This window comes from Polynucleobacter sp. UK-Gri1-W3 (assembly GCF_018881595.1).
GTDB lineage: Bacteria > Pseudomonadota > Gammaproteobacteria > Burkholderiales > Burkholderiaceae > Polynucleobacter.
Map to the genome: position 1 here is coordinate 245057 of NZ_JACVQA010000008.1, position 26140 is coordinate 271196.

Here is a 26140-nt window from a genome sequence, read left to right on the forward strand (position 1 = left end):
GCTTTGAGTACATTTCGCCGTCGTGGTCGTATTGATCGTAGCCGTCTATCTTCTCGTCACACTCCATCTACCGAGCGGCAGTGGGCAGAGGAATTGGGTGATGGGATTGATTACGAAGTAGAGGAGCTAGATCCTCATAAGCCACGCTTACGTAGCAAGGGCATTTACCTTTTACCTAATGCATTTACAACCGCAGCTTTGTTTTGTGGTTTCTTCGCCATCGTGAATGCGATGAATCACCAGTTCGAAATTGCAGCAATTGCTATCTTTGCTTCGTTGGTGCTTGATGGCATGGACGGTCGTGTAGCGCGTATGACCAATACGCAAAGTGCTTTTGGTGAACAATATGATTCACTCGCTGACATGGTTTCCTTTGGCGTTGCACCTGCTTTAGTTGCTTACGAATGGGCTTTAAAAGATTTAGGTAAGTGGGGCTGGTTAGCTGCATTTACTTACTGTGCTGGTGCGGCTTTGCGTTTAGCGCGCTTTAACGTGAACACTAGTGTTGTTGATAAGAAGTTTTTTCAAGGTCTGCCTAGTCCAGCCGCAGGTGCGTTAATGGCCGGATTTATCTGGTTGGCTGACGACAACAAGATTCCAGTGCGCGATACCGCCATTCCTTGGATTACCTTCTTTATAGCGGTTTATGCTGGCCTTACGATGGTTTCCAATGCCCGTTTTTATAGTGGTAAAGCCCTTGATGTTCGCTACCGCGTGCCATTTGGGGTGATGGTATTGATGATTCTGACCTTTGTTTTGATCTCATCTAACCCACCCTTAACCTTATTTGGTTTATTCGTTGTTTACTCAATCTCCGGTTATGTCATTTGGGCCTGGGAAAGACTCGGTGGTAAGCGTTTTAGCTAATTCACAAATTTTGGGGTATATTTAATCCATGTTGATGAACTTTTCACCTTTAACTGGTCTTCTTCTACCAGCACTAAGCCTAAAGCTTGGGGCGGGTAAGGCCTGAGTTAATGAGATAAAGAAAATCATTAGCCACCACATACCAGCCCCAGCACATTGCTGGGGTTTTTGTTTTATCAGATTGAATAAATTAATTAGTACAGAAGTATTTAAAACCGGAGAGTAGTGATGAGCGACAAAGTAATCATTTTTGACACCACCTTACGTGATGGTGAGCAATCCCCTGGTGCATCGATGACTAAGGATGAGAAGGTTCGTATTGCCCGTCAATTGGAGCGCCTCAAGGTAGATGTGATTGAAGCGGGTTTTGCCGCTAGCTCTGAGGGTGACTTTCAAGCAATCTCCGCGGTGGCTTCTGCAGTCAAAGACTCGATAGTTTGTTCATTGGCTAGAGCAAATGACAAAGACATCACGCGTGCTGCCGATGCGTTGAAGACAGCCAATGCTAAGCGTATTCATGCCTTCTTGGCAACGAGCCCATTGCACATGGCTGTGAAGTTACGTATGTCTCCAGAAGAAGTGTTAGAGCAAGCTAAGCGCTCGATTCGTTTTGCACGCAACTTGGCATCAGATATTGAGTTCTCTGCAGAAGATGGTTATCGCTCAGAAATGGATTTTTTGTGTAGAGTCGTTGAGGCTGTTATTGATGAGGGTGCCTCTACGATTAATATTCCAGATACAGTAGGGTACGCAACGCCCGAGTTGTATGGTGAATTTATTAAAACTTTGCGCACCCGTGTACCTAACTCCGATAAAGCCGTTTGGTCAGTACATTGTCATAATGACTTGGGTATGGCAGTTGCAAACTCTTTGGCTGGTGTAAAGATCGGCGGAGCACGTCAAATTGAGTGCACGATTAATGGCTTAGGTGAGCGCGCCGGCAACACTGCATTAGAAGAAATTGTGATGTCCTTGCGTACACGTAAGGATTATTTTGATATGGTTTGCGGCATTGATGCAACTCAAATCGTTCCTGCATCTAAATTGGTTTCTCAGATCACTGGCTTTGTAGTACAGCCGAATAAAGCTGTGGTTGGTGCAAATGCATTTGCTCATACTTCCGGCATTCATCAAGACGGTATTTTGAAGAACCGCGATACCTATGAAATCATGCGCGCAGAAGATGTGGGTTGGTCAGCCAATAAGATTGTTTTGGGTAAATTATCCGGTCGTAACGCATTTAAACAACGCTTGCAAGAGTTGGGTATTACTGTTGAAGCTGAGGCTGATTTGAATGAGGCATTTGTCCGATTTAAAACGCTTGCCGATCAAAAGTCTGAGATTTTTGATGAAGATATTATCGCCATCATGTCTGATTCAGCGGCGGCTGAAGAGGGGGAGCATTACAAATTTATTTCATTAAGCCAACATTCAGAAACTGGTGAGCGCCCTAAGTCACGTGTGACATTCCGCATGGGGGATAAAGAGATTAGCTCTGAAGCCGAAGGTAATGGTCCAGTAGATGCGAGCTTGAATGCAATCGAGGAAATTGCAAAAAGTGGAGCAGAGCAGTTACTCTATTCAGTAAATGCAATCACCTCAGGAACGCAATCTCAAGGAGAGGTTACTGTGCGCTTGGCAAAAGGTGGACGTATCGTCAATGGCGTAGGTACCGATCCAGACATCATTGCTGCTTCCGCAAAAGCATATTTATCTGCTTTGAATAAATTGCACGACCCGAGTCAGGCAAAGCTTAATGCACAGATGACCCCTTAATCATTGGGTCATCTGTAGCGATTGTTATTGATGCTTTACTTATTTAAATCAGTATTCTTATAGTACTTCGTACCTTTGCCGGTGATTTCAGCAGCAAGGCCGGAGTCGGTGAGTTGATACATTAATACGCCTGGAGAAACCACGGTCGCATCTTGTAATGCGCCGCCATCTTTCTCATATTTGGCTGCAGCTGTTACTTGCCCGCCAAATGTCCAGCCTGAGTTAATAAAGTCATTCATGGCTGCTTCAGTTTGAAAAACAAATATGTTCTGGAAAGATTTAATTCCCAGTCCAAGTCCAGCCTGTACTTCAGCCATACTCATGTAAACCGGCTTTTTATCTTTAGCTATCACAACACCGCTGCCCGTGCCACCGCCTGCGATCAGGATTTTCATGCCGAAGTTACTAAAGGTGGCATAGCCTACTGATTTTTCAATCAGCTCCTTGGCCTTAGGTTGAGCTTCGTAAAGCCGCTTCAAGGTGGCTTGATTCTTGGCTAAAACATCCTGACGTTGTTCAGCAATGGTTTTTTCTGGGCCAAAAAGAGAGCCAAACTGAGCATAAGCAGGTTGCAACAGGCCAAATCCGAGGCAAAGAATGGCAATAGTGGAGTGACAAATGGGGCGCATAATATGTAAGTCTTTGTTTTTAAAGGGATTATGGTAAATATGTATTAGATTTTGATAATACAGGATGTCCATTCAAGCTTGCGATTACATAAACAGGCGCTGGCTCTGCTACAATTCGAGGGCTTTGATTTGTAAAGCTTTTTTGTTTAGTTTGTTAATCATGCACGACACGGATTGGGTAAAAGCTCAAGTGTTCGCAAGTAAGGAGTATTAAAAATGGCAGTTGCTGATATTAAAACGGCGGAAATCGTCAAAGAAAACGCGCGCAGCGCAAACGATACGGGTAGCCCTGAAGTTCAAGTTTCATTGCTTACAGCCCGCATCAATGAATTAACCCCCCATTTCAAGGCTAACGCTAAAGATCATCACAGCCGTCGTGGTTTGTTGAAGATGGTTTCACGTCGCCGTCGCCTCTTGGATTACCTCAAAGGCAAAGATTTGGATCGCTATCGCGCATTGATTGAGAAATTAGGTCTCCGTAAGTAATTCTTATTGGTATGCAATGCCATCTTTCTTAGGGTTGTTTCTTCACGGAATCAGTCTTAAGCAGATGGCATGTTTTTTGGGCGCTTCAAGATTATTTGTGTAGGGGATTGTGTCATTCCAATGAGCTTCTGAAGCTTGATTCAGAGTCTCCCTGGAATGGCATCCCTTGTGATCTTAAATCGCTCCAGTGTTGTCGTGACACTGCTTTATCCCACGACAAGCGCATTTCTCATGTGAGCTTTGCGTGAACAATTTGGAGAAGATCAGAATGACTATGTTTAAAAAAGCAGTAAAGAGTTTTCAATGGGGTAATCATCAGGTAACTATGGAAACGGGCGAGATTGCTCGTCAATCTGGTGGTGCCGTAATCGTTAACGTCGATGACACAGTAGTAATGGGTACAGTTGTCGCTTCTAAGTCTGCAAAGCCAGGCCAATCTTTTTTCCCATTGACTGTTGATTACTTAGAAAAAACTTACGCAGCCGGCAAGATCCCTGGTGGCTTCTTTCGCCGCGAAGGTCGTCCATCAGAAGGCGAGACATTAATCTCCCGTTTGATCGACCGTCCATTACGTCCTTTATTCCCAGAAGGTTTCTTGAACGAAGTTCAAGTAGTTGTTCATGTGTTGTCTATCAACCCAGACGTTCCTTCTGATATTCCTGCTTTGATCGCTGCTTCTGCAGCATTGGCTATTTCAGGCATTCCATTTGCTGGCCCAGTTGGCGCAGCACGTGTTGGTTACGCTAACGGTCAATATTTATTGAACCCAACTCGCACAGAGCAAGCTACAAGCGAACTTGATTTAATCGTTGCTGGTACACAAGCTGCAGTGTTGATGGTTGAATCTGAAGCGAATCAACTTTCTGAAGAAATTATGTTGGGCGCAGTTGTATATGGTCACGACCAAATGCAAACTGCAATTAACGCAATTAACGAATTAGTTTCTGAGGCTGGCAAGCCGGAGTGGGATTGGACTGCTGCGCCTAAGGATGAGCCATTCATCGCTAAGGTTACTGCTTTGGCTGAAGCACCATTGCGTGAGGCTTATCAGATTCGTCAAAAAGGCGCTCGTTCAGACAAGCTCAAAGAAATTACTAAAGAAGTAATGGCTAAGTTGCAAGAAGAGGGTGATGTTGATGCTGTTGCTGTGAACGATATCCTGTTTGAAATCGAAGCGAAGATTGTTCGTAGCCAGATTTTGAACGGTGAGCCCCGCATCGATGGTCGCGATACACGTACTGTTCGCCCGATTGAAATTCGTAACGGCGTATTGCCACGTACACACGGTTCTGCATTGTTTACTCGTGGTGAAACGCAAGCTCTTGTTGTAGCTACTTTGGGTACTGCACGTGACGAGCAAATTATTGATGCGCTCGAAGGTGAGTACCGTGATCGCTTCATGTTCCACTACAACATGCCTCCATTCGCTACTGGCGAAACTGGCCGTGTAGGTAGCCCAAAGCGTCGTGAAATTGGTCACGGCCGTTTAGCTAAGCGCGCATTGATTCCAGTATTGCCAAGTGCAGAAGATTTTGCATACAGCATTCGTGTTGTTTCAGAAATCACTGAGTCCAATGGTTCATCTTCAATGGCTTCTGTTTGCGGCGGCTGTTTAGCAATGATGGACGCTGGTGTTCCAGTTAAAGCCCACGTTGCTGGCGTAGCAATGGGTTTGATCCTTGACGGCAATCGTTTTGCTGTGCTGACAGATATCTTGGGTGATGAAGATCACTTAGGCGATATGGACTTTAAAGTAGCAGGTACTGCTAACGGTATCACTGCACTCCAGATGGACATTAAAGTTCAAGGTATTACAAAAGAAATTATGCAAGTTGCTTTAGCGCAAGCTAAAGAAGGTCGTTTGCATATTTTGAGCAAGATGCAAGAAGCAATGGGTTCAGTTCGTACAGAATTGTCCGCTCATGCCCCACGCATGGTTTCATTTAAGATTCACCCAGACAAGATTCGTGAAGTAATCGGTAAGGGTGGCGCAACTATTCAAGCCTTGACCAAGGAAACAGGTTGCAGCATTGATATCAAAGATGATGGCACTGTGACAATCGCGTCTACTTCTGCTGAAGGTATGGCTGAAGCTAAAGCGCGCATCGAAGGCATCACTGCTGAAGCTGAAGTAGGTAAGATCTACGAAGGCCCAGTTGTGAAGTTGCTCGAATTCGGCGCTTTGGTAAACATTCTTCCTGGTAAAGATGGCCTCTTGCACATCTCTGAGATCTCTAATGAGCGTGTAAAAGAAGTTAAAGATTATTTGGCAGAGGGCCAAGTGGTTCGCGTGAAATTGTTAGCTGCTGATGAGCGTGGTCGTTTACGTTTGTCATTGAAAGCTGCAATGGCTGATGAAGGTGGCGCGATTGCTCCTTTGGCGGGTGTTACTGATACTCCAGCTACAGACGAACAGGCTTAAGCCTAAAGATTGCAGGAGTCTCTTATGCGCGTTATCGAGATCAAAGAATTTGGCGCCCCAGAAATGCTGGTGCCATCCACTCGTCCTGATCCAGTAGCTCCTGCTGCTGGGTCTGGCGAAATTTTGATCAAGGTTTTAGCTGCCGGAATTAATCGTCCAGATGTTTTACAGCGTAAAGGACATTACCCGGTTCCAGCGGGCGCATCGGATATTCCTGGTCTTGAAGTTGCCGGAAAAATCGTTGGTGGAGATTTGACTCATGCTGACAATGTATTTGGTTTAAAGGTGGGCGATAAAGTCTGTGCATTGGTTCAAGGTGGTGGTTACGCTGATCTGTGTACCGCCCCTGTTGCACAGTGCTTGCCATACCCAAAGGGTTTTACTGACCAAGAAGCAGCAGCTTTGCCTGAAACTTTCTACACCGTATGGAGCAATGTCTTCATGCGCGGCCAGTTAGTTGAAGGTGAAACATTATTGGTTCAAGGTGGCTCTAGTGGTATTGGGGTTACAGCGATTTTGATTGCTAAAGCCTTAGGTCATAAAGTATTTGTTACTGCTGGTACGGATGAAAAATGCGCTGCATGTGTCGCATTAGGTGCTGATCTCGCCATTAACTACAAGACACAAGACTTTGTAGAAGAGGTGAAGAAGGCCACTGATGGCAAAGGCGTTAACGTCATTCTTGATATGGTGACTGGCGCTTATGTGCAAAAAGAAATTGATTGCTTGGCTGATGATGGCCGCATTGTGATTATTGCAATTCAGGGTGGATCAAAAGCAGAGGTAAGCACCAATCAGATTTTGCGTCGTCGCTTAACGATTACCGGCTCTACACTACGTCCACGCCCAGTGTCATTTAAGAAGCAAATTACAAAACAGCTTTTTGAAAATGTTTGGCCTTTGCTCTACGCAGGCAAACTGAAGCCTGTCATCTATAAGACATTTACATTAGATCATGCAGCAGATGCTCATGCATTGATGGAGTCATCTGAGCATGTTGGCAAAATTGTTTTAACTGTATAGAAATATTCATTACCCCCTATGCGACCACTCATCGTTATCGGCAACTGGAAAATGAATGGCAGTCTTGTAAGTAATCAAGACTGGATCAAAACCGTTGCTCGTGGCATGGAGAGTGGAATGCCATCAGGACGTAAATATGCGGTATGTCCTCCTTTTCCGTATTTAGCTCAATGTGCGCAGTTAATCAAAGAGCATTCATTGGCCTTTTTGAATCTGGGTGCTCAAGATGCTTCGGCCCATAGTTCAGGCGCCTATACCGGTGAAGTTTCGGCGTCCATGCTCAAAGAACTCGGATGCACGTATGTCATCGTTGGTCACTCTGAGCGCCGTCAAATGCATCAAGAGGTGGATGAGTTAGTCGCTGCTAAAGCCCTTCAGGTGCTAGACAATGGCATGACTCCGGTGATTTGTGTTGGCGAGACTGCTGATGAGAGAAATTCAGGTAGGGCGGAAGAGATAGTTTGCGCTCAGATTGCAAAGCAAGTAGGGGTATTGCAAGATCGTCTTGCGGACTGCTTAATTGCCTATGAGCCAGTTTGGGCCATCGGCACTGGTAAAGTTGCCAGCGTCCAGGTTGCGCAAGATATGCATCGTGCTATTCGCCTTCAATTGGCCGAATTTAATGAGGATGTAGCTTCTCACGTTGGAATTTTGTATGGTGGCAGTGTCAAACCTGACAATGCTGTTGAATTGTTTGCAATGCCTGATATTGATGGTGGATTAGTTGGGGGTGCTTCATTAAGTCCCCAAGATTTTCTAGCTATTTGTCAGGCATAGATTTTTATTTGGAGATGAGCTGTGGAATGGTTTAAGACTTTATTAATCGTGTTACAAGTAATTTCGGCTTTGGCTGTCATTCTTTTGGTTCTTTTGCAGCAGGGTAAAGGCGCCGATATGGGCGCAGCCTTTGGCTCCGGAGCTTCTGGAAGCCTATTTGGCGCCAGCGGTTCAGCAAACTTTCTGTCTCACGCTACTGCAGTATTTGCTGCTGCTTTCTTCATTTGCACTTTAGGTATTACCTGGATTGGCAATAAGAAGGAAGTTAGCCCTGGAGTCCTCTCTGGCACGGTTGCACCCGCTGTAGCGCCGGCTGCTCCAACGGCGCCAGTTCAGGACCCAAGCAAGCCAGCGGTTCCGAAGTAAGTTCCTAAGTAAAAAAGTAGGCTTTTACAGATAAAGCTGCCTCAAAAGTGGGGTAGTGTAGTTGTGCAATGCAGTAGAATTAGGTGGTTTTACAAGATGCCGACGTGGTGAAATTGGTAGACACGCTATCTTGAGGGGGTAGTGGCTTAGGCTGTGCGAGTTCGAGTCTCGCCGTCGGCACCAGTAAAGAAGTATTGATATGTTTTTTTGCTCTAAATCAATGCTTTGTGTAGTGGAACAATGAATAATTTGCTTCTTATAGGATTTATCAGACAAACGAATCAGGGCTATTTTGAATCTCGCTAATTACTTTCCTGTTCTGCTTTTTATCCTCGTAGGCGTTGGGGTGGGTTTAGTCCCCATGTTCCTCGGAAAAATTTTGGCTCCCTCGAAGCCTGACGTAGAAAAACTCTCTCCTTATGAGTGCGGTTTTGAAGCTTTCGAAGATGCACGTATGAAGTTCGACGTGCGTTATTACTTAGTCGCCATTCTCTTCATCCTGTTTGATCTTGAAACTGCATTCCTATTTCCATGGGGTGTGGCATTACGTGATATTGGATGGCTTGGTTACGCCTCTATGGTGATATTCCTCTTGGAATTCATTGTTGGCTTTGTATATATCTGGAAAAAGGGCGCTCTCGACTGGGAGTGATAGATATGGCATTAGAAGGCGTACTTAAAGAAGGTTTTGTGACCACTACTGCGGATCAGTTGATTAACTGGACGCGTAATGGTTCCTTATGGCCTATGACCTTTGGACTGGCTTGTTGTGCCGTGGAGATGATGCATGCGGGCGCTTCCCGTTATGACTTAGACCGATTTGGTGTGGTCTTTCGCCCATCGCCACGCCAATCAGATTTAATGATTGTTGCAGGTACTTTGTGCAATAAAATGGCACCAGCATTACGCAAGGTTTATGACCAAATGCCCGAGCCACGCTGGGTAATTTCTATGGGTTCCTGCGCTAATGGCGGTGGCTACTACCATAACTCTTATTCAGTAGTGCGCGGTTGTGACCGCATCGTTCCAGTTGATATTTATGTACCTGGTTGCCCTCCAACAGCAGAGGCGTTGATCTACGGAATCATTCAGTTGCAATCCAAGATCGCTCGCACCAGCACGATTGCGCGGAAGGCTTAAGCTATGTCAGATCGTTTGAATCAGTTAGCCGCCAACTTAGAAAAAGTTTTAGGTAAGCGCGCGAAGTCCATTGAAATTGCATTAGGTGAAGTGACTGTAGTTGTAAATGCAGATACTTATTTTGAATCAGCTTTGTTGTTGCGTGATGATCCATCGCTTGCATTTGAGCAGTTAATAGATTTATGCGGTGTTGATTACCAGGACTTTCGTGATGGCGCATGGAGTGGCCAACGCTTCGGGGTTATAAGCCACTTGTTATCTTTGCAGCACAACTGGCGTTTGCGTGTACGCGTATTTGCACCAGATGATAGCTACCCATTGGTTGCTTCGATTACTCCAGTCTGGAATTGTGCTAACTGGTTTGAGCGTGAAGCATTTGACCTCTACGGTATTTTGTTTGACGGTCACGATGACTTGCGTCGTATCCTCACGGATTACGGCTTCATTGGGCATCCATTCAGAAAAGATTTCCCAATCAGCGGCAACGTCGAGATGCGTTATGACCCAGAGTTGAAACGTGTTGTCTATCAGCCCGTCACGATTGAGGCTCGAGAAATTACTCCACGCATTGTTCGTGAAGAGCAGTATGGAGGTCCGGTTTAAGTCATGGCACAGATTAAGAACTACACACTCAACTTTGGTCCTCAGCATCCTGCGGCACATGGCGTATTACGTTTAGTGCTTGAGCTTGATGGCGAAGTGATTCAACGCGCAGACCCACATATTGGTCTATTGCATCGCGCCACAGAAAAATTAGCTGAAACACGTACATGGATTCAGAACGTCCCTTACATGGATCGTTTGGATTATGTATCCATGATGTCCAATGAACATGCTTACGTCATGGCCATTGAAAAGTTATTGCAAGTAGATGTTCCACTGCGAGCTCAATACATCCGTGTGATGTATGACGAGTTAACTCGTTTATTGAACCACTTACTCTGGATTGGCTGTCATGGTCTAGACGTTGGTGCAATGGCTGTTTTCTTGTACGCATTCCGCGATCGCGAAGATATCTTTGATATGTATGAAGCTGTATCAGGTGCCCGTATGCATGCTGCTTACTATCGACCTGGTGGCGTATATCGTGATTTGCCAGATCACATGGCTCAGTACAGCAAGAACAAAATTCGTAGTGACTCTGCTATCAAGCGCTTGAATGAAAACCGTAGCGGTACTTTATTGGATTTCATTGAGCAATTTACGAACGGCTTTGATGCCAACGTAGACGAGTACTGCAACCTCTTAACTGATAACCGTATCTGGAAGCAACGTCTAGTCAATATTGGCATCGTCACTCCAGAGCGTGCATTGCAGCTCGGTTTCACTGGCCCTATGTTGCGTGGTTCAGGCATTGAATGGGATTTGCGTAAGAAGCAACCATATGAAGTCTATGACCGTTTGGATTTTGATATCCCGGTTGGCGTTAATGGCGATTCTTATGATCGTTATTTGGTGCGCATGGAAGAGATGCGTCAATCCAATCGCATCATCAAGCAGTGCGTCGCTTGGTTAAGGGCAAACCCAGGCCCTGTGATGAGTGACAACCATAAGGTTTCTCCGCCCAAGCGCGTGCATATGAAAACCAATATGGAAGAATTGATTCACCATTTCAAACTCTTTACTGAAGGTATTCATGTGCCTGATGGCGAGGCTTATTCAGCTGTTGAGCATCCAAAAGGTGAGTTCGGAATTTACTTAATTTCAGATGGTGCTAACAAACCCTACCGCATGAAGATTCGTGCGCCAGGATTCGTTCACCTGTCAGCAATGGATGAGATGTCACGTGGCCACATGTTGGCTGATGCGGTAACTATTATTGGTACCCAAGATATTGTGTTCGGGGAGATTGACCGCTAATTGAGCGTGCCAAGGATTATTTAATGACTACAACTCTTCAACTTTCCGATAAAACACTGGCTGATATTCATCGCAATATCGCTAAGTACCCGCCAGAGCACAAGCAGTCTGCCGTGATGGCCTGTTTGATTGCAGCCCAAACAGAGGTAGGTTGGGTTTCTCCAGAAGTGATCGAAACGATTGCTCAAATTTTAGAGATGCCAAGTATTGCTGTTGATGAAGTGGCAACTTTTTACAACATGTACAACACCAAGAAAATTGGTAAATACAAGCTGGTAATTTGCACCAATTTGCCATGCCAGTTAACCCATGGTGAAACAGCCGCAACCTATTTAAAAGAAACCCTAGGCATTGGTTACAACGAAACAACGCCTTGTGGAACCTTCACTTTAAAAGAAGGCGAATGTATGGGTGCTTGCGGTGATTCACCAGTAATGCTTGTGAACGATAAGCGTATGTGTAGCTTTATGAGCAAAGAAAAGATTGATGCTTTGTTAAATGAATTACGTGCAGAAGGGAAAGCAGCATGACCAGCTTGCACGATCGCCACATTAAGCCTTTAATTCTTGCTGGATTAAATGGCGACAACTGGCGTTTAAAAGATTACGAAAGTCGTGGTGGTTATCAACAGCTTCGTCGTTTAATTAACGATAAAGTATCACCCGATAGCATCATCGCAGAATTAAAAGCTTCATCATTACGTGGCCGTGGTGGTGCAGGCTTTCCAACTGGCTTGAAGTGGAGCTTCATGCCACGCCAATTTCCAGGACAAAAATATTTAGTTTGTAATAGTGACGAAGGTGAGCCGGGTACATTTAAAGACCGTGACATCATGCGTTACAACCCACATGCCTTGATTGAGGGCATGATTATTGGTGCTTACACCATGGGTATCACTACTGGCTACAACTACATCCACGGTGAAATCTGGGAAGTATATTCACGTTTTGAAGAAGCTCTTGAAGAAGCGCGTGCTGCGGGATATTTAGGCGATAAGATTTTAGGAAGTGATTTCTCCTTCCAGTTGCACGCTTCTCCAGGTTGGGGTGCATATATTTGTGGCGAAGAGACTGCATTACTTGAGTCATTAGAGGGCAAAAAAGGTCAACCCCGCTTTAAGCCGCCATTCCCCGCAAGCTTTGGCTTGTATGGCAAACCAACCACGATTAACAACACTGAAACATTTGCTGCTGTGCCATTTATTTTGGCAATTGGTGGTCAGGCCTATTTAGAGCTTGGTAAACCTAATAACGGCGGAACAAAAATTTATTCTGTTTCGGGTGATGTTGTACATCCAGGTAATTACGAAATTCCGTTGGGCACTCCCTTTGCAGAGCTTCTAAAGCTAGCTGGTGGTATGCGTGATGGCATAGCTTTGAAGGCGGTGATTCCTGGTGGATCTTCTGCACCAGTAATTCCTGGAGCGCAGATGATGGATCTGACTATGGATTACGACAGCATTGCTAAGGCCGGCTCTATGTTGGGTTCGGGTGCAGTGATTGTGATGAATGAAACACGTTGCATGGTGCGTGCCTTAGAGCGTTTATCTTATTTCTATCACGAAGAATCATGTGGTCAGTGCACTCCATGTCGTGAAGGTACCGGCTGGTTGTGGCGCATTGTTCACCGTATTGAGCATGGCGAAGGGCAACCAGAGGATTTGGATTTACTCAATGACGTAGCTGCCAATATTCAAGGTCGCACGATTTGCGCTTTAGGTGATGCAGCAGCAATGCCAGTTCGTGGCATGTTGAAGCATTACATGGATGAATTTGTGTATCACGTAGAACATAAGCGCTGCTTAGATTCTGCGAAACCTTTATAAAGATTTAGAGCACGGGATATCTAAAATTGAGCATGGTAGAAATCGAATTAGATGGCAAGACTGTAGAAGTTCCGCAAGGTTCGATGGTGATGCACGCCGCGAACAAGATCGGCACCTACGTTCCTCACTTCTGCTATCACAAGAAGTTATCGATTGCAGCTAACTGCCGTATGTGCCTGGTTGAAGTCGAAAAAGCACCTAAACCATTGCCTGCCTGTGCAACTCCTGTTACTCAAGGCATGAAGGTATTTACACACTCCGCTAAGGCGGTTGAAGCCCAGCGTTCAGTAATGGAATTCCTGCTAATTAACCACCCATTGGATTGCCCAATTTGTGACCAAGGTGGCGAGTGCCAGTTGCAAGACTTAGCAGTTGGTTATGGCAAGTCTAATTCACGCTATGACGAAGAGAAGCGTGTTGTTTTTCATAAGAATGTCGGTCCATTGATCTCTATGCAAGAGATGACCCGTTGTATCCATTGCACACGCTGCGTACGTTTTGGCCAAGAAGTGGCTGGCGTTATGGAGCTGGGCATGGTCAACCGTGGCGAGCATTCAGAAATTACCACCTTTGTTGGCCAGACTGTAGATTCAGAGTTATCTGGAAACATGATTGATTTGTGTCCAGTTGGTGCATTAACCAGCAAGCCATTCCGCTATGCTGCGCGTACATGGGAACTGGGACGCAAGCGTTCAGTAAGTCCACACGATAGCTTAGGTGCAAATACTACGGTTCAGACTAAAGCCAATAAAGTAATGCGCGTAGTTGCATTGGAAAATGAATCAATTAATGAATGTTGGATTAGTGATCGTGACCGCTTCTCTTACGAGGGTTTAAATAGCTCTGATCGTGTAACAACGCCAATGGTGAAGCAGGGCGGTCAATGGCTAGAAACAGATTGGCAATCAGCATTAGACTATGTTGCACATTCCCTGAAAACGATTTCAGCTGAAAGTGGCCCGGAGTCCATTGGCGCGTTAGCGCACCCAATATCTAGCACAGAAGAATTACACCTCTTGCAAAAGATGGTTCGTGGTTTGGGTTCTATGCAGATTGAAACGCGTTTGCGCCAGACGGATGTGAATGCTGCTGCAGCTGCGCCTTGGTTGGGTATGCCAATTGCAAAGATTAATGAATTAGATCGCGTATTAGTGATTGGTAGCTTCTTACGCAAAGATCAGCCTGTACTAGCAGCGCGTATCCGTACTGCCAATAAGCGTGGCTTACAAGTAACTCGTATAGATGCCGGCGGTGATGACTGGTTAATTCCAAGTAGTGGTGTTGTTGCTGCACCAAGCGCATGGCTCAATGCATTAAGTGAAGTTGCTCTTGCCGTTGCTAAAGCTAAATCAGTAAGCGCGCCAGCTGGTACACCCAACTTATCTATTTCTCCTGCAGCGCAAAAAATTGCGGATAGTCTGCTCTCAGGTGAGTCAAAATCTGTATTGCTCGGTTCTGCTGCTATTGCACACCACCATGCTTCAGACTTGCATGTCATGGCGCAATTTATTGCTGAGCAGACTGGTGCTACCTTAGGATTCCTGCCAGTTGGCGGTAATGCAGTGGGCGCATCCTTGGTTAGCGCCAATGGTGCTGGTGTTGAGTCAGTTCTCTCTGGTGATCGTCGTGCAGTAATCTTGATGAACATCGAGCCTGATTCAGATCTGCCTAATCCAGTAGCTGCTCGTGAGGCATTGGCAAAAGCAAATACAGTAATTGCTTTAAGCGCCTATAAGAGTGCTGACTTAATGGAAGTTGCTGATGTCATTCTCCCAATCTCTACATTCTCAGAATCAGTTTCTACCTTCGTCAATCTAGAGGGCAGAGTTCAAACGGTTCAGCCTTCAGTCAAGCCTTTGGGTGATTCACGTCCATCATGGAAAGTATTGCGTGTTTTGGGCGGGCTGTTGAGCTTAGAGGGCTTCTTGTTTAATGCACCCGAGGAAGTTTTAGGTGAGGCATTGGATGAGGGTTATTGCACTCGTTTGGATAACAAGACCTCTGGTACATCTATTAATGGCAATCAAGCCCCATTGAATGGTCTTGAGCGTTTAGCTGATGTCAATATCTATGCTGGCGACCAAATCGTACGTCGCTCATCAGCACTGCAATTAACTCGCGATGCTAAGCGCGGCAATCAGGTCGGCTTGAGTAAAAGTATATTTGCTGAGTTGAGTCTTAAAGAGGGTGATGCCGTTCGAGTTACTCAAGGAACTCAATCCGTTGATATGCCGGCAACACTAGAAGTAAATTTAGCGCCAAGTGCTGTCAGAATCTCTGCTGGAACTATGGCTAGTGCGAAATTAGGATCTATGTTTGGTCTAGTCACTGTTAGTAAGGCATAAGGTTAGAGATGGATAATTTCTTGAACCTCGTTACCACTCAAGGCGAAGCCATTTTTGGTTCTTTATGGCCGTTGGTTTGGGCTTTAGTACGCATCGTCATCATCGTGTTGCCAATGTTTGGTTGCGTAGCCTACTTAACCCTCTGGGAAAGAAAGCTAATTGGCTGGATGCACATTCGCCTTGGACCAAATCGCGTGGGGCCTTTAGGTTTACTGCAACCGATTGCTGATGCATTAAAGCTTTTGATGAAGGAGATCATTGCTCCTGCACAAGCTAGCAAGGTTCTCTACTTCATTGCACCAATTATGGTGATCATGCCTGCATTTGCTGCATGGGCTGTTATTCCATTCCAAGCGAAGATGGTTTTGGCTGATGTGAACGCTGGACTTTTGTACATCATGGCAATTTCATCCATCGGCGTTTATGGTGTGATCTTGGCTGGTTGGTCTTCAAACTCAAAATATCCATTCCTTGGCGCTATGCGTGCATCAGCACAAATGATCTCTTATGAGATTGCGATGGGCTTTGCATTGGTTACTGTCTTATTGACATCCGGCTCATTAAATCTGAGCACGATTGTTGCCTCGCAAGAGCAGGGTTACTTTGCCAACATGGGCTTGAACTTCCTTTCTTGGAATTGGCTCCCATTGTTGCCAATGTTCTTGATCTACTTTATCTCCGGTGTTGCTGAAACAAACCGCCATCCATTTGACGTTGTTGAGGGTGAGTCTGAGATTGTTGCTGGACACATGGTTGAGTACTCAGGCATGTCTTTTGCTATGTTCTTCTTAGCTGAATACGCCAATATGATTTTGATTGCAGCCGTTGCTTCAATCATGTTCTTGGGCGGTTGGTTGCCAATTGTTGATTTACCAATCTTGCGCGATATTCCAGGATTCTTCTGGTTATTTGGCAAGACTTTCTTCCTGTTGTCCTGCGTAATCTGGTTGCGTGCTACATTGCCTCGCTACCGCTATGACCAAATCATGCGTTTAGGTTGGAAGATCTTTATTCCCATCTCAGTGTTCTGGGTGGTTGTTATCGGCGCGTGGGTTGTATCCCCATGGAATATTTGGAAATAAGTTGATTAATCATGTTTAAGAAAATTTCCCAATTCCTCGATAGCTTGATGCTTAAAGACATCTTGACTGGTATGTCCATTACTGGACGCTACCTCTTTAAGCCTAAGATCACGGTTCAGTATCCTGAAGAGAAAACTCCATTGTCGAATCGCTTCCGCGGTTTACATGCACTACGTCGTTATGAGAACGGTGAAGAGCGTTGCATTGGCTGCAAACTGTGTGAAGCGGTCTGCCCAGCATACGCAATTACCATTGAAACTGCTGAGCGCGATGATGGCACTCGCCGTACTAGCCGTTATGACATCGACCTTACAAAATGTATTTTCTGTGGCTTCTGTGAAGAGGCGTGTCCCGTAGATGCCATTGTAGAAACCAATATTTTTGAATACTTTGGCGATAAGCGTGGTGATCTGTATTTCACTAAAGACATGCTTTTGGCTGTAGGCGATAAGTACGAAAAAGATATTGCCGCTAACCGTGCAGCTGATGCACCTTACCGTTAATCGAATCGAGCTGAACTAATATGACATTCGATCCATCTACTTTATTTGCTGTTTTCTTTTACGGCTTTGCAGGCCTGTTAGTTATCTCTGCAGTACGAGTGATCACAGCTCGTAATCCAGTTCATGCAGCACTATTTCTGGTGTTGGCATTCTTTTGTGCATCCGGACTCTGGATGTTGCTCAAGGCTGAATTTTTGAGCTTAGCTCTAATTCTGGTTTATGTAGGCGCTGTAATGGTGTTGTTCCTATTCGTGGTCATGATGTTGGATCTAGACATAGAGCATTTACGCAGAGATTTTAAAAAGTATTTGCCGGTAGCCTTTTTGATGGGCGCAGTGATTGTTCTTGAACTATCGATTGTGATTATTCGTAGCTTCATTGGTACCAATGTACCCGTGCAGCCTATGCCTGAAGAAATGATGGCAAATAATACTCAAGCCTTAGGCATGTTGATCTTTGTTGATTATGTTTATGCGTTTGAAGTTGCTGGCGTGATTTTGTTAGTGGCAATTATTGCTGCTGTTGCTTTGACATTGCGCAATCGCAAAGACTCTAAAGCGCAAAACATCCATGAGCAGGTTAATGTGGTTGCCGCAGATCGTATGCGTATTGTGAAGATGGGTTCTGACATGGCGGCAAAACAAGATGTAAGAGGAGAGAAGAAATGAGTATCACTCTCGCTCATTACTTGGTTCTTGGTGCGATTTTGTTCGCAGCCAGTGTTATCGGTATTTTCTTAAACCGTAAGAATGTCATCGTATTGCTCATGGCTATTGAGTTGATGCTTCTCTCGGTCAATATGAACTTTGTTGCCTTCTCCCATTATTTGGGTGACATGGCAGGTCAAGTATTCGTATTCTTTATTTTGACTGTGGCAGCTGCTGAGGCGGCTATCGGCTTGGCAATTTTGGTGGTGCTCTTCCGTAAGGTCGACACCATTAATGCCGAAGATCTTGACCACCTAAAAGGCTAGTCATGCAATTGACCTTAAATATTCCCGTACTTTGCGCTATTCCACTGGCGCCATTAGTTGGCTCCATCATTGCTGGTTTCCTTGGTACAAAGCTAGGTGGTAACCGCATTGGTCATGGCGCAAGTCAGTTTGTGACTATCTTGGGCGTAACAATTGCTTTCGTGCTTTCTTGCAATGTTTTAGTCCAAGTAATGGACGGTTTCTATTTCAACGGTACTGTGTATCGTTGGATGCAGTTGGGTGAGCTCAATTTAGATATTGGCTTCTTAATTGATCCTTTAACTGCAACCATGATGTGTGTAGTGACCTTTGTGTCATTGATGGTTCATATCTACACCATTGGATACATGAATGGTGAAGAGGGTTACAACCGCTTCTTCTCCTATATCTCTTTGTTTACTTTTGCCATGTTGATGTTGGTAATGAGTAATAACCTATTGCAGCTCTTCTTCGGCTGGGAAGCAGTGGGTGTGGTTTCTTATTTGTTGATTGGCTTCTACTTTGAGCGCCAGTCTGCAGTATTTGCCAATATGAAGGCTTTCTTGGTAAACCGCGTAGGTGACTTTGGCTTCATCCTTGGCATTGGCATCTTGCTAGCGAGCACAGGTTCGATGCAATATGACGTGATCTTTTCGCAGAACTCAGCATTGGCTGCTCAAACTCTCCCAGGAACAAGCTGGAACTTGATGACAGTAGCTTGTATCTGTTTATTCATTGGTGCCATGGGTAAATCCGCACAATTCCCACTGCATGTTTGGTTGCCTGATTCAATGGAAGGTCCAACCCCTATCTCTGCATTGATTCACGCGGCGACCATGGTTACCGCAGGCATCTTCATGGTGTCACGTATGTCACCATTGTTTGAGCTTTCAGATACAGCGTTGAGCTTTATTTTAGTCATTGGAGCTATCACGGCACTCTTCATGGGTTTCCTCGGAATTGTGCAAAACGATATCAAGCGAGTTGTTGCGTATTCCACTTTGTCTCAGCTTGGGTATATGACAGTAGCTTTGGGCGTTTCTGCATACCCAGTTGCCATCTTCCATTTGATGACCCATGCATTCTTTAAAGCACTATTGTTCCTCGCTGCAGGTAGTGTGATTCTTGGTATGCACCACGAACAAGACATGCGCAAGATGGGCGGCCTCTGGAAATACATGCCAATTACTTGCCTCATGATGTTATTGGGTAATCTTGCTCTAGTTGGCACACCATTCTTCTCAGGCTTCTACTCAAAAGATTCCATTATTGAAGCGGTTGCTGCCAGCCATATTCCAGGCTCTGGATTTGCTTACTTTGCCGTTATGGCAAGCGTATTTGTTACTGCTTTGTATTCATTCCGCTTGTACTTTTATGTATTTCATGGAAAAGCCCGTTGGGGTCATGATGATGCGCATGCACATGAGCACCACAATGATCATGCAGAGCAGGGTGATGATCACGCTCACCATGGTTTGGCACCGGGCCAAAAACCGCATGAATCTCCATTTGTTGTTACATTACCTTTGATTCTCCTTGCCATTCCATCCGTAATCATTGGTTTTTACACAATTTCTCCATTGTTATTTGGAACATACTTCGGTGACTCCATCTTTATTGATTTGGCGCGCCATCCTGTAATGAAGGAATTGGAAGATGAATTCCATGGCCCAATTGCGATGGCCATTCATGCATTCACATCCCCGGTACTGTTGTTAGTAGTTCTCGGTGTATTGACTGCAGCCATTGGATATTTATGGGCTCCTAAGTTGCCTGGCAAAGTTGCCCAGACATTCGCGCCTATCAAGAAATTATTTGATAACAAGTACTACCTTGATGAAATCAACCAGGCTGTATTTGCTAAGGGCCTTATTTGGATCGGTAGCTTTTTGTGGCACCGTGGCGATCAAAAGATCATCGATGGTTTCTTTGTTAATGGCAGTGCGCATGCAGTAGGGCGCTTTGCTGGAGTTATCCGTCATTTGCAATCCGGTTATCTATATCACTATGCCTTCGCTATGATCGCAGGCTTAGCGGTATTGCTTGCTTGGGTTTTGTACGCTTACCTGCCTTTTGTTCGCTAGGCCTTTGTTACTTAAGTAGCCACTATGATCCTTTCTTACGCCATTTGGACCCCGATTGTCTTTGGACTCATTATTTTGTTTTATGGGTCTGAGAAGCCTTCTGCCGGCGTTCGCTGGTTAGCTTTGGTTGGTGCGGTACTCGGATTTATTGCAACTCTTCCATTGGTGATTCATTTTGATGTCGCCAATCCAGGGATGCAGTTTGTTGAAAAAGTCAGCTGGATCCCGCGCTACGACATCAACTATCACCTAGGTATTGATGGTATCTCCGTTTGGTTTATTGTGCTGACCGCGTTTATTAACATTATTGTAGTCATCGCAGCATGGGAAGTTATTCAAACCAAAGTGTCGCAATACTTTGCATCCTTCATGATTCTTTCTGGATTAATGATTGGTGTATTTAGTGCGCTTGATGCCTTATTGTTTTATGTCTTCTTTGAGGCAACACTGATTCCGATGTACATCATTATTGGTGTATGGGGTGGTCATAATCGTATTTACGCAGCATTTAAATTCTTCTTGTATACATTGCTAGGATCTTTGCTGACTTTAGTTGCGATGCTGTATCTTTATAACGTAACAAATACTTTTGATATCTTGGCTTGGCAAAATGCGCACTTAGATATTGTTGAGCAAATTATGTTGTTTGCGGCGTTCTTTATTGCATTTGCTGTGAAGGTCCCAATGTGGCCATTACATACTTGGTTGCCAGACGTCCACGTTGAGGCGCCAACAGGCGGTTCAGTTGTCTTGGCTGCAATCATGCTAAAGCTTGGCGCTTACGGATTTCTGCGTTTCTCATTGCCAATTGCACCAGATGCAAGCCAGTATTTAGGCCCATTTGTTATTTTCTTATCCTTAGTTGCTGTCATTTATGTTGGCGCGGTTGCTTTAGTCCAAAAAGACATGAAAAAGCTGGTTGCGTACTCATCAGTAGCGCATATGGGCTTTGTAACCTTGGGCTTCTTCCTCTTTAGCCCATTGGGTATCGAGGGTGGCATCGTGCAAATGATTTCTCATGGTTTTGTTGCTGGTGCTATGTTCCTTTCTATTGGTGTGCTTTATGACCGCATGCATACCCGTCAGATTGCTGATTACGGCGGCGTAGTACACCGTATGCCAGCCTTTACTGCTTTTGCAGTATTGATGGCGATGGCTAACTGCGGCTTACCGGCAACCTCTGGTTTTGTTGGTGAGTTCATGGTGATATTGGCTGCTGTTGATTATGATTTTGTCATTGGTATCCTCGCAGCAACTGCATTGATATTGGGTGCTGCCTATTCTTTGTGGATGGTAAAGCGGGTATTTTTTGGCACCATCAATAATGCTCATGTAGAGGAGTTAAAAGACTTGAACGGTCGTGAATATTTCCTAATGGCAGTACTTTCTATCTGCGTGATCGGTATGGGGGTTTATCCAAAGCCGTTTACTGACATCATTCATCCAGCTGTGATTAATCTGCTTCAGCATGTTGCTGTTAGCAAACTCTGAGTAGGCACAAATGCAAGCATTCGATCTATACGCCATCCTGCCAGAACTTGTTTTACTCGTAGCAACCTGCTTATTGCTTGTTGTTAGCGTGTATGTTCCGGAGAGGGTGGCATCTACCCCTGGTGTAGAGCAAGACATCTTCCATACTCCACGCGGAGTTGGCTTTGTGTATTTCTTCTCTCTAATCCTGTTGGCATATCTCATTTTCATGTTCATTGGTCGTATGGGTGATCCAGCTTTGGTAGCAATGAATGGTTTATTTCAGTCTGATCCATTTTCAAATCTACTCAAAGCTTGTTCTTGTATCGCTGTATTCGTGAGCCTTGTTTATTCCAAACAATATTTAAAGGATCGCTCCTTATTCCGCCCAGACTTTATTGTTTTGGCTTTACTCGCTTTGCTTGGTCAGTTTGTGTTGATCTCAGGCGCTAATTTATTAACTCTTTACCTGGGTCTAGAGCTGATGGCTTTGCCAACTTATGCTTTGGTTGCTATGCGCCACAGCAGCGAGAAGAGTGTTGAGGCTGGTATTAAGTATTTCATCTTAGGTGCATTAGCCTCTGGTTTCTTGCTTTACGGTATGTCGATGTTGTACGGCGTAACAGGATCGCTAGATTTGATCGAAATCTTTAAAACTGTTGCCGATCCTCGTGTGAATCATTTGGTCATGGCTTTTGGATTGGTTTTCATTGTTGCTGGCTTGGCATTTAAATTAGGCGTTGTGCCGTTTCATATGTGGGTGCCAGATGTTTATCAAGGAGCACCAACTGCGGTGACATTGATGATTGCTGCAGCTCCAAAACTGGCTGCCTTTGCGTTGTTATTCCGTTTATTGGTTAATACCTTGTTGCCATTGCTTGGTGACTGGCAGCCCATGCTGGTATTGCTAGCTGTGTTATCTCTCGTTGTTGGTAACGTCACTGCGATTGCACAAACTAATCTCAAGCGTATGCTGGCATATTCAGCTATTGCGCAGATGGGCTTTGTGCTCTTAGGCATGTTATCCGTATTTGATGATCATGCGTTTAGTGCAGCCATGTTCTACGCTATTACTTATGTTTTAACTACGCTGGGTACTTTCGGTTTATTGATGGTTCTATCACGCAAAGGTTATGACTGCGAAACCTTGGATGGTCTTAAGGGTTTAAATAAGAAACACCCCTGGTTTGCATTTATCGGCCTAGTGATGATGTTCTCCTTGGCTGGTATTCCACCTACAGTAGGCTTTGCTGCCAAGTTGGGTGTATTGGAGGCTTTGGTTGATGCGGAGCATACATTCTTAGCAGTGATCGCTGTATTGGCCTCTTTGGTTGGAGCCTTCTACTACCTAAGAGTTGTGAAGGTGATGTACTTTGATGAGCCTGAGCATGAGATTACTGTTTCTGGTTCTGGCTTTGCCAAAGGAATTCTCAGCCTCAATAGTATTCTGGTTCTTGTTATCGGCATTGTTCCTGCTGGTCTGATGAGCCTATGCCTGGATGCGATGCGCAGGACTCTTTTGGGTTCCTAAGCTAATTACTTAAGTGATAAAGGCTCCGTAAGGGGCCTTTATTGTTTTGTAGCAGTCAAAATGTCATCTGGACTACTTAAGATGTTTTAATAAAACCTATATAAATTACTTATTAAAAACGATGACTGAAAAATCATTTAAAGATCTACCGGCCGGTGATAAACATTTGCGTGAAGAGCGTCTATCGGGTGAAGACATTTACGGCGGCATCTTCTTAAAGATGAAGCGAGATAGAGTTTCCTTGCCCGATGGAGAGGAGGCTATACGCGAGTACTTAACGCATCCAGGTGCGGTAGCAATTGTTGCCATTTTGGATGATGGCAGGATACTTCTTGAAAGACAGTATCGCTATCCGATTGCAAAAGCTTGCATTGAAATTCCGGCAGGCAAGTTAGATCCGAGTGAGGATCATTTAGTTTGCGCGCAACGCGAACTTGAGGAAGAAACTGGATATACTGCAAAAAAATGGAGCTATATAAGACGCATCCATCCAGTCATCTCGTATTCAACAGAATTCATTGACATCTATTTGGCTGAAGAACTTGTGCCTGGGAAAAGCCATCTGGATGATGAAGAGTTTTTGGATGTATTTGCTGCACCATTGGAGCAATTAATTGACTGGGTTGAGAGTGGCGAGATTACAGACGTTAAGACCACTATTTCCGCCTATTGGCTAGACCGTTACCGTAGGGGCTTAGTAAAGCCGATCTCAATCAAATAGGCAATCTTTAAACCCGATTAAAATGGGGGTATTGAATTTATCGTTTCTGCCCATATATACGTTTTATGAAAGTTTATAACTTAGCTTGCCCCTTAGACCATCGATTTGAAGGCTGGTTTGCCTCCGAAGAGGATTGCCTTGCTCAGCAAGACAATGGAATGCTTGCATGTCCTGTATGCGACAGTACAGAAATCACCCGCATGCCTTCAGCTCCGCATATTGGTAAATCCTCCTCGACGGAGTTGGCATTACCCACGGCTCAAGCTGAAAATTTAAGTGGCGGTGTTGTTGCCCTTACTGGAAGTGATCATTCTCAGTTAGAGGCGCAAGTTCAGGCCGCCTTTTTAAAAGGTATGCGTGAAATAATGGGTCGCTCAGAAGATGTAGGCAATTCTTTTGCTGATGAAGCTCGTAAGATTCACTATAAAGAATCTCCAGAGAGAAGTATTCGGGGTCAGACCACCATAGATGAAGCAGAGTCTTTAAGAGAAGAGGGCATTGATATCTTGTCTATGCCCATGATTCCTGCTTTGAAAAACACGCTCCAATAATTATCCTCGTTAAATTCAGTAAATAAAAAAGCGATCCGAAGATCGCTTTTTTGCTGTTTACATCCAGTTATTACTTGGAAGTAGGCATTACAAACTCTGCACCTTTAGCAATACTTTCAGGCCAGCGCTGCATAACACTCTTTTGCTTTGTATAGAAGCGAACACCTTCTTTGCCATATGCATGCATATCACCAAAGATTGACTTCTTCCAGCCACCAAAACCATGCCATGCCATTGGCACCGGAATAGGTACGTTAATGCCAACCATTCCCACCTGAACGCGGCGGGCAAATTCACGGGCGATATTGCCATCACTTGTAAAGCAGGCAACACCATTGCCGAACTCACAAGAGTTAACCAAATTAAGGGCTTCGGTAAAGTTGGCTACACGCAAGCAAGATAAAACTGGTCCGAAGATTTCTTCTAAATAGATCTTCATATCTGGGGTGACATTGTCAAACAATGTGCCGCCGATAAAGAAGCCGTTTTCATAGCCAGGAACTTGATGTCCGCGACCATCAACGAGTAGTTTTGCGCCTGAAGCTACACCACTCTCAATATAACCAGTAATGCGCTCAAGGGCTGCTTTAGAAACGATTGGGCCCATCTCGGCATCGAGTTCCATACCGTTTTTAACTTTTAGAGTCTTGGTGCGCTCAATCAACTTAGGCATGATTTTTTCTGCCACATCACCAACCAATACCGCTACAGAAATTGCCATACAACGTTCACCAGCAGAGCCATAAGCCGCACCAACCAAAGCATCAATTGCTTTATCGATATCGGCATCAGGCATGATGACCATATGGTTTTTGGCGCCACCTAAAGCTTGCGAACGTTTACCAAAATGAGCGCAACGCTCATAGATATAATTGGCAATTGGAGTTGATCCTACAAAGCTTACCGCTTTAACGTCTGGATTTTCAATTAAGGCATCAACAGCCTCTTTGTCGCCTTGAACTACGTTAAATACGCCATCAGGAAGGCCAGCCTCTTTAAGGAGCTTGGCCATAAATAAAGATGCGGAAGGATCTGTAGGGCTAGGCTTGAGAATGAAAGTGTTACCGCAAGCAATCGCAACCGGGAACATCCACATAGGAACCATTACTGGGAAATTAAATGGAGTAATTCCGGTAACCACGCCTAGAGGCTGACGCATTACCCAGTTATCAATACCTGTAGAGACTTGTTCAGTGTAGTCACCTTTAAGTAGCTCAGGAATACCAGTAGCAAATTCAACGATCTCAATACCGCGTGTAACTTCGCCTTGGGCATCCGTAAACACCTTGCCGTGCTCCGCCGTAATGATGGCAGCCAATTCATCGCGATTGGCATTTAAGAGCTCTAAATACTTAAACATGATGCGCGAACGACGCAGAGGGCTTGTTTGGCTCCAGGTCTCAAAAGCTTTTTCAGCGACTGCAACAGCGGCATCGACTTCCTTGCGACTAGCAAGGGCAACACGGCGGGCTACTGAGCCTTTAGTTGGGTTGTAAACATCAGCAAAACGACCGTCTTTAGGGGTAACAATACTGCCGTCAACAAAATGGCCGATATCTTCTTTTGATTCAAAGGCTTGAGGTGCGTTCATAGTCTCTTGTAGTAAGTATTTGGGTAATAAAAGGTCGCTTGGCTGGATAGCCTGCACGACTACACTGTCTCGCATATTCTGCTTTTTGAGTATTCTATCGCTTTACGGCTATTTTCGTATTTTTTTGACCCATTTTTGG

25 protein-coding genes and 1 tRNA gene are annotated in these 26140 nt (G+C 44.9%); 24 read left to right on the forward strand and 2 right to left on the reverse strand.

All coding sequences use genetic code 11. From position 1 onward, the window contains the following. Positions 1-3: 3 nt before the first annotated feature. Together pssA and ICN36_RS09175 are read left to right on the forward strand one after the other, a co-directional pair. The gene (gene pssA / locus ICN36_RS09170; RefSeq protein ID WP_216228071.1) at positions 4-867 is read left to right on the forward strand and encodes a CDP-diacylglycerol--serine O-phosphatidyltransferase; all 864 of its coding nucleotides are present in this window, start codon (positions 4-6) and stop codon (positions 865-867) included. Positions 868-1095: 228 nt separating this feature from the next. Next, on the forward strand, positions 1096-2643 hold the full coding sequence (locus ICN36_RS09175) for a 2-isopropylmalate synthase (RefSeq protein ID WP_216228072.1): 1548 nt from the start codon (positions 1096-1098) through the stop codon (positions 2641-2643). 35 nt (positions 2644-2678) lie between these two features. Here the strand turns inward: ICN36_RS09175 and ICN36_RS09180 are convergent, their stop codons facing one another. Beyond that, positions 2679-3272 (reverse strand): YSC84-related protein, encoded by a 594-nt coding sequence (locus ICN36_RS09180; protein WP_216228073.1) that lies wholly within the window; start codon positions 3270-3272, stop codon positions 2679-2681. A 216-nt stretch (positions 3273-3488) separates the two neighbouring features. Between ICN36_RS09180 and rpsO the strand changes: the two genes are divergently transcribed. From rpsO to ICN36_RS09290, 22 genes are all read left to right on the forward strand, one after another. Further along, positions 3489-3758: a 30S ribosomal protein S15 gene (rpsO, locus tag ICN36_RS09185; RefSeq protein ID WP_068323724.1), complete on the forward strand. Its 270-nt coding sequence runs from the start codon at positions 3489-3491 to the stop codon at positions 3756-3758. A 268-nt stretch (positions 3759-4026) separates the two neighbouring features. Continuing rightward, positions 4027-6180 carry a polyribonucleotide nucleotidyltransferase gene (pnp, locus tag ICN36_RS09190; protein ID WP_216228074.1) on the forward strand — a complete coding sequence of 718 codons (2154 nt, stop codon included), beginning with the start codon at positions 4027-4029 and terminating at the stop codon, positions 6178-6180. A 24-nt stretch (positions 6181-6204) separates the two neighbouring features. Then, a complete protein-coding gene (locus ICN36_RS09195) occupies positions 6205-7203 on the forward strand; it encodes an NAD(P)H-quinone oxidoreductase (protein WP_216228075.1) in 999 nt (332 codons plus the stop codon). Between the two features lie 18 nt (positions 7204-7221). Next, positions 7222-7980: a triose-phosphate isomerase gene (gene tpiA / locus ICN36_RS09200; RefSeq protein WP_216228076.1), complete on the forward strand. Its 759-nt coding sequence runs from the start codon at positions 7222-7224 to the stop codon at positions 7978-7980. 21 nt (positions 7981-8001) lie between these two features. Beyond that, entirely contained in the window at positions 8002-8346 is a 345-nt protein-coding gene (gene secG, locus ICN36_RS09205; RefSeq protein WP_216228077.1) for a preprotein translocase subunit SecG, read from the forward strand. Positions 8347-8444: 98 nt separating this feature from the next. Next, positions 8445-8529, forward strand: a tRNA-Leu gene (locus ICN36_RS09210). A gap of 109 nt (positions 8530-8638) precedes the next feature. Beyond that, complete coding sequence (locus tag ICN36_RS09215) at positions 8639-8998, forward strand: NADH-quinone oxidoreductase subunit A (protein WP_216228078.1); 360 nt, start codon at positions 8639-8641, stop codon at positions 8996-8998. Positions 8999-9003: 5 nt separating this feature from the next. After that, positions 9004-9486 carry an NADH-quinone oxidoreductase subunit B family protein gene (locus ICN36_RS09220; RefSeq protein WP_011902891.1) on the forward strand — a complete coding sequence of 161 codons (483 nt, stop codon included), beginning with the start codon at positions 9004-9006 and terminating at the stop codon, positions 9484-9486. Between the two features lie 3 nt (positions 9487-9489). After that, a complete protein-coding gene (locus tag ICN36_RS09225; RefSeq protein ID WP_216228079.1) occupies positions 9490-10089 on the forward strand; it encodes an NADH-quinone oxidoreductase subunit C in 600 nt (199 codons plus the stop codon). A gap of 3 nt (positions 10090-10092) precedes the next feature. Continuing rightward, the gene (locus tag ICN36_RS09230; protein WP_216228080.1) at positions 10093-11346 is read left to right on the forward strand and encodes an NADH-quinone oxidoreductase subunit D; all 1254 of its coding nucleotides are present in this window, start codon (positions 10093-10095) and stop codon (positions 11344-11346) included. A gap of 23 nt (positions 11347-11369) precedes the next feature. Then, positions 11370-11876, forward strand: a complete 507-nt coding sequence (gene nuoE / locus ICN36_RS09235; protein WP_216228081.1) for an NADH-quinone oxidoreductase subunit NuoE — start codon at positions 11370-11372, stop codon at positions 11874-11876. Then, positions 11873-13171 carry an NADH-quinone oxidoreductase subunit NuoF gene (gene nuoF, locus ICN36_RS09240; RefSeq protein ID WP_216228082.1) on the forward strand — a complete coding sequence of 433 codons (1299 nt, stop codon included), beginning with the start codon at positions 11873-11875 and terminating at the stop codon, positions 13169-13171. The genes nuoE and nuoF overlap by 4 nt, the downstream gene beginning before the upstream one ends. Positions 13172-13203: 32 nt before the next feature. Further along, the gene (gene nuoG, locus ICN36_RS09245; protein ID WP_216228083.1) at positions 13204-15516 is read left to right on the forward strand and encodes an NADH-quinone oxidoreductase subunit NuoG; all 2313 of its coding nucleotides are present in this window, start codon (positions 13204-13206) and stop codon (positions 15514-15516) included. An 8-nt stretch (positions 15517-15524) separates the two neighbouring features. Next, positions 15525-16598, forward strand: a complete 1074-nt coding sequence (gene nuoH / locus ICN36_RS09250; RefSeq protein ID WP_216190393.1) for an NADH-quinone oxidoreductase subunit NuoH — start codon at positions 15525-15527, stop codon at positions 16596-16598. A gap of 11 nt (positions 16599-16609) precedes the next feature. After that, on the forward strand, positions 16610-17101 hold the full coding sequence (gene nuoI, locus ICN36_RS09255) for an NADH-quinone oxidoreductase subunit NuoI (RefSeq protein ID WP_215390996.1): 492 nt from the start codon (positions 16610-16612) through the stop codon (positions 17099-17101). A gap of 20 nt (positions 17102-17121) precedes the next feature. Next, positions 17122-17769 (forward strand): NADH-quinone oxidoreductase subunit J, encoded by a 648-nt coding sequence (locus tag ICN36_RS09260; protein WP_216228084.1) that lies wholly within the window; start codon positions 17122-17124, stop codon positions 17767-17769. Then, complete coding sequence (nuoK, locus tag ICN36_RS09265) at positions 17766-18074, forward strand: NADH-quinone oxidoreductase subunit NuoK (RefSeq protein ID WP_216228085.1); 309 nt, start codon at positions 17766-17768, stop codon at positions 18072-18074. Before ICN36_RS09260 ends, nuoK begins: the two co-directional genes overlap by 4 nt. Before the next feature lie 2 nt (positions 18075-18076). After that, positions 18077-20137: an NADH-quinone oxidoreductase subunit L gene (gene nuoL / locus ICN36_RS09270; RefSeq protein ID WP_216228086.1), complete on the forward strand. Its 2061-nt coding sequence runs from the start codon at positions 18077-18079 to the stop codon at positions 20135-20137. A 24-nt stretch (positions 20138-20161) separates the two neighbouring features. Then, positions 20162-21628: an NADH-quinone oxidoreductase subunit M gene (locus tag ICN36_RS09275; RefSeq protein ID WP_216228087.1), complete on the forward strand. Its 1467-nt coding sequence runs from the start codon at positions 20162-20164 to the stop codon at positions 21626-21628. Positions 21629-21638: 10 nt separating this feature from the next. After that, the gene (gene nuoN / locus ICN36_RS09280; RefSeq protein WP_216228088.1) at positions 21639-23138 is read left to right on the forward strand and encodes an NADH-quinone oxidoreductase subunit NuoN; all 1500 of its coding nucleotides are present in this window, start codon (positions 21639-21641) and stop codon (positions 23136-23138) included. A 121-nt stretch (positions 23139-23259) separates the two neighbouring features. Further along, complete coding sequence (locus ICN36_RS09285; protein WP_216228089.1) at positions 23260-23859, forward strand: NUDIX hydrolase; 600 nt, start codon at positions 23260-23262, stop codon at positions 23857-23859. 65 nt (positions 23860-23924) lie between these two features. Then, positions 23925-24410 carry a DUF1178 family protein gene (locus tag ICN36_RS09290; RefSeq protein ID WP_216228090.1) on the forward strand — a complete coding sequence of 162 codons (486 nt, stop codon included), beginning with the start codon at positions 23925-23927 and terminating at the stop codon, positions 24408-24410. Positions 24411-24480: 70 nt separating this feature from the next. Here ICN36_RS09290 and ICN36_RS09295 read toward each other — a convergent pair whose 3' ends face one another. Beyond that, positions 24481-26001, reverse strand: a complete 1521-nt coding sequence (locus ICN36_RS09295) for a CoA-acylating methylmalonate-semialdehyde dehydrogenase (RefSeq protein ID WP_216228091.1) — start codon at positions 25999-26001, stop codon at positions 24481-24483. Positions 26002-26140 lie beyond the last annotated feature (139 nt).